This is a genomic window from Aquabacterium sp. NJ1 (assembly GCF_000768065.1).
Classification (GTDB): Bacteria; Pseudomonadota; Gammaproteobacteria; order Burkholderiales; family Burkholderiaceae_C; genus Aquabacterium.
This window is the reverse complement of sequence record NZ_JRKM01000008.1, coordinates 1-4,153: the sequence shown is the minus strand read 5'-3', so window position 1 is coordinate 4,153 and position 4,153 is coordinate 1. Positions and strand designations below refer to the sequence as shown.

Here is a 4,153-nt window from a genome sequence, read left to right as displayed (position 1 = left end):
ACACACGGCCGCGTGAACGTTATGGCTTTAAGACCCCGGAGGCGATGTATGGACGTCCGTAAGGGGTGTTGCACTTGTTATGTGAATTCAGGCTGGGGCGCGGAGTGGACGGTGGATGCGTTCATGTTGGAGCTGGTTCCAGCATTTAGCTTCAGTGTGTTTGCAAAAGATTAACTTAGGAGATTGGCCACGGCAGTAGCGTCCGACGAGGCCTCACATCGTTGCTCTGGAGTACCTGGATGGCTGAGCAAACCTGAGGTGATGCGTTTCGCGACTTCTGCAAATGCCTTGGCATAGAACTGGCGAGCTGCAGGATCTGGGAAGTCCTCTTCCCAATCTAGGTCGTAGCCCGGATGCATGCATTGATGTGCGGCCCTCAATTGAGCAGCAAAGCCTTGCTCAGCATCAGAACGGGCGATTTCCGAGCAAACAATTCCGGCCCACTCAAGAAGACTATCGAATCTGCCGTTCGACACAAGATGCGATCCTGTTGGGGAGATAAACGCTGAGCTCATGCTTGGTGGGAAGAAGAGCGGTGTAAGTTTGACAAGGGCCTAACGCCCAAGGTAAGCGGCGCCGGAAGGAGCGTAGCGACTGAAGGGTACCAACAAGGGCCAGGACAATGGCGAAGCCATGGCCCTTGTTGGCGTCCGCTTGACCGCCCAGTTAGGCGACGGATTTTGGGTTTGAGTGTTGCGCTTCATTGTTGAACCTGCGCTATGGTACGAAGACATGGCTTTGTGCCTATTTCTCAAACAATCTGTCCACCCGATCGCCTTCACTGTTCTTGGCGCCGTCGCCTGCATAGCGAACCAGTTGGTTTTCTTGCAATCGTGCGTTACGTGACTTGGCTTCTGTTAGCGCATGCTGCTCGCTGACTAAGCTACGTTGCTTATCGCGCAGCATTTTCTTTTCGCTGGGCCTGAGGCGAGTGCTGACTAGTTGGGTATTGACCTTTGCAATCTCGGCTCGAACTTCTGCAAGACGCGAGTCAAGTTGCGCTGCAGACGCTTGAGGATCTTGAACGGCAGGCGCCGGAAAAGATGCTCCCATCAGGCACACCATGATGAGTGAACTGGACAGTCGCTTCATCTCACTCTCCCTTTGTTATGCGGGGCCTAACGCCCAAGGTAAGCGGCGCCGTAAGGAGCGCAGCGACTGAAGGGTACCAACAAGGGCCAGGACAATGGCGAAGCCATGGCCCTTGTTGGCGTCCGCTTGACCGCCCAGTTAGGCGCCATTTTTCTTACCACTCCCCATGGACCAATAGTGCTCCATGAGTTCGGTGGCCCACGGTGGTTGAGTTACTTCTTGTCTTGGTAAAAATTCCCTCATCACTGGCTTGATGTCGACAACCGGAGTTCCGTCTATCGCGTCAAGTTCGGCCACAGTTAGTGTTCGGCCCTGCACCCGTACGACGCGGCAGATTGTGCTGCCGATCCTGTTTGGACGGTTCTTGCCGCGCTGAGCAAATATGCCGACTTCAGGCCATACCGAGTTGCCACGGGGGTGACGTGCCCCCGTGGTTACATTGGTTTGCTCTACGCGGTGAAAGATGAAAAGTACCTCAACATGAGAGAACGCTTCGATGCCAACAAGCGCCTCTTCATCAAGTGAGTCAACGAGCGTGATGTCGGCCGTTGAATCGCCCCAAAAATCATCCTCTGGCGACGTTCTTGCAGCGCTCACGAAAGCAATTGGTTTGATGCTGAGGTCGTGTGGCATACGCGCTTTCTGTGGTGCCTAACGCCCAAGGTAAGCGGCGCCGAAAGGAGCGCAGCGACTGAAGGGCACCAACAAGGGCCAGGACAATGGCGAAGCCATGGCCCTTGTTGGCGTCCGCTTGACCGCCCAGTTAGGCGCCGGAGCGGTGAAAGGTGCTTGCCTGAGGCCGCGTAAAGCGCTAAAGTGTGTATGAAATTGATTTGCGGTACACATTATGCGCACAAACATTGAGATTGACGACAAGTTGATGAGCGATGCTCTCCGTCTGACTGGGTTGAAAACCAAGAAAGAGGCGGTCGAACTCGGCTTGCGCACATTGTTGAGGTTGCGGCAGCAGGAGGAGATCCGGCGGCTCAAGGGCAAGTTGCAATGGGAAGGTGATCTGAACGCGATGAGGTCCGACAAGTGATTGTTGTGGACTCTAGCGTCTGGATCGATTTCTTCCGGGGTGTGACGACGCCGCAGACCGAGCGATTGGATGTTCTGCTGGGCGGCGAGCCCTTGGCTGTTGGCGACCTTATCTTGGCTGAAGTGCTCCAAGGATTCGGTAGCGAGAAGGACTTCAACAAGGCCAGAAGACTGCTCACAGCACTGGATGTCATTACCCTTGGGGGCGAAGAGATCGCACTGCAGGCCGCTCGAAATTACCGAGCCTTGAGGGCGCATGGTGTGACGATCAGAAAGACCATTGACACGATCATTGCCACCCGCTGCATAGAGGACGATTTTGCTCTGTTGTACAGCGACAGGGATTTTGACCCGTTCGTTGAGCATCTCGGTTTGCGCTCTGCAATGGTCGAGAACTGAGGCGCCTAACGCCCAAGGTAAGCGGCACCGGAGCACCGAAGGTGCGGAGGGCACCAACAAGGGCCAAGACAATGGCGAAGCCTTGGCCCTTGTTGGTGTCCGCTTGACCGCCCAGTTAGGCTTGTGGATAGGTGCTGGATGGATCAAGTGCCAAGCTCCCTTGCGCTACCCGCCAAGAGCTTAGGCCTCCTGCGTGCATTTTCAAACGACTGGGCGTTGATGAACGGCCAAACCTCGAATAAGCCGGCCTTGATAAAGCGTTGCTCTTTGCGTGTGACCAGATTGAGGAGGCCAAGGCGGCGCGTGACCCAGCTCCGGCGAAGTGGCCGAACGCCAGGGTAGGCGATGTTCGGCCATTGGTAAGGCTCATTGGTGTGTAGGAAGACGATCCAGCGAGCGATGATGTGCCTCATTGCTGGAGCTAGCGCGAATGGGCCTTGAAGGCTGTGTTCTTTGAAGTCGTCATAGAAGCACCAGATCGTGCTGTTTAGCCCGTGGATCGCCGGATCTTTGGAACTGGGCCAACGATTCTCCAACTCGAAGTTCGTGATGCGCCCCGATGCGAACTGCCGTAGCAATTCAGCCGTGCTATTCCTTGCCCTTCGATCTATCACGCTCGTTTCCATGAGAGGCCTAACGCCCAAGGTAAGCGGCACCGAAGCACCGAAGGTGCGCAGGGCACCAACAAGGGCCAAGACAATGGCGAAGCCTTGGCCCTTGTTGGTGTCCGCTTGACCGCCCAGTTAGGCTGCGTGGATTCAAATAGTAAGTGCAACACCACAAGAAAAAGGTAGGCGAGTTGAAGGCAAAGTGATGGAGCCCCGTATTCCGGCAAGAAGGGGGGCGACACCATGACGCATTACAGACAACTCGCCCGAGAAGAAAGATACCTGATTTCCGCGTACTTGAAAGCGAACTGGAGTCTGCGCGCCATCGCGCAGGAGTTGGGGCGCTCAGCGAGCACGATATCGCGGGAGGTCAGCAGGAACGCCACGACGCATGATGGCGCGTACCGACCATGCAAGGCGGATCGGTATGCGCGAGCGCGGCGACGAAGAAGCAGGCGAGGGCCCAAGTTCAAGCCCGAACAGTACGCGCTGGTCAGGCGCTATCTGCGCAAGAAGTGGAGCCCCAAGCAGATCGTGGGCACGCTCAGGCCACAAGGCTTGCTGGACATGAGCCACGAAAGCATTTACCGCTACCTTTTGCGAGACAAGCAAGCCGGCGGTGGGTTGTGGAAGCACCTGAGGCTAAAGATGAAGCTCAGGCGCAAACGCTACGGAAAGCACGACTGGCGCGGGATCCTGAGGGGCAAGAAGCACATCACGGTGCGACCACCGGAAGTGGAGCTTCGCCAGGAAGTGGGGCACTGGGAGGGCGACACGGTTGTGGGCAAAGACCTGCGACACAGCATCTTGACTTTGGTGGAGCGCGCGACAGGGCTGACGGTGATCAGGAAGCTCGAAGCGCGCAACACGAAAGAGACCAACAAAGCCTTGAGGGCGGTGCTCAAGAAGTACGGAGCCAGGATGAAAACGATCACCTTTGACAACGGAACGGAGTTCCATGACTACGAAGAGATCGAGAAGGAGTTTGGCGTGGCCTGCTACTTCGCCACGCC

At 56.3% G+C, this 4,153-nt stretch carries 6 protein-coding genes; 3 read left to right on the top strand and 3 right to left on the bottom strand.

The window, feature by feature from the left end:
- Positions 1 to 744: 744 nt before the first annotated feature.
- Positions 745 to 1,092: a hypothetical protein gene (locus JY96_RS23455; RefSeq protein ID WP_152606703.1), complete on the bottom strand. Its 348-nt coding sequence runs from the start codon at positions 1,090 to 1,092 to the stop codon at positions 745 to 747.
- Between the two features lie 138 nt (positions 1,093 to 1,230).
- Complete coding sequence (locus JY96_RS23025; protein ID WP_081961692.1) at positions 1,231 to 1,725, bottom strand: SAM-dependent methyltransferase; 495 nt, start codon at positions 1,723 to 1,725, stop codon at positions 1,231 to 1,233.
- A 214-nt stretch (positions 1,726 to 1,939) separates the two neighbouring features.
- Between JY96_RS23025 and JY96_RS21655 the strand changes: the two genes are divergently transcribed.
- Positions 1,940 to 2,134 (top strand): type II toxin-antitoxin system VapB family antitoxin, encoded by a 195-nt coding sequence (locus JY96_RS21655; RefSeq protein ID WP_035044337.1) that lies wholly within the window; start codon positions 1,940 to 1,942, stop codon positions 2,132 to 2,134.
- Between the two features lie 5 nt (positions 2,135 to 2,139).
- Positions 2,140 to 2,532, top strand: coding sequence for a PIN domain nuclease (locus JY96_RS21650; protein ID WP_235334074.1), 393 nt, complete (start codon positions 2,140 to 2,142; stop codon positions 2,530 to 2,532).
- A 143-nt stretch (positions 2,533 to 2,675) separates the two neighbouring features.
- On the opposite strand, the gene JY96_RS21645 is transcribed toward JY96_RS21650, so the two are convergent.
- A complete protein-coding gene (locus JY96_RS21645) occupies positions 2,676 to 3,158 on the bottom strand; it encodes a hypothetical protein (protein ID WP_152606702.1) in 483 nt (160 codons plus the stop codon).
- A 225-nt stretch (positions 3,159 to 3,383) separates the two neighbouring features.
- Between JY96_RS21645 and JY96_RS21640 the strand changes: the two genes are divergently transcribed.
- On the top strand, positions 3,384 to 4,153 hold a 770-nt coding region (locus JY96_RS21640), incomplete at its 3' end, for an IS30 family transposase (RefSeq protein ID WP_035044331.1).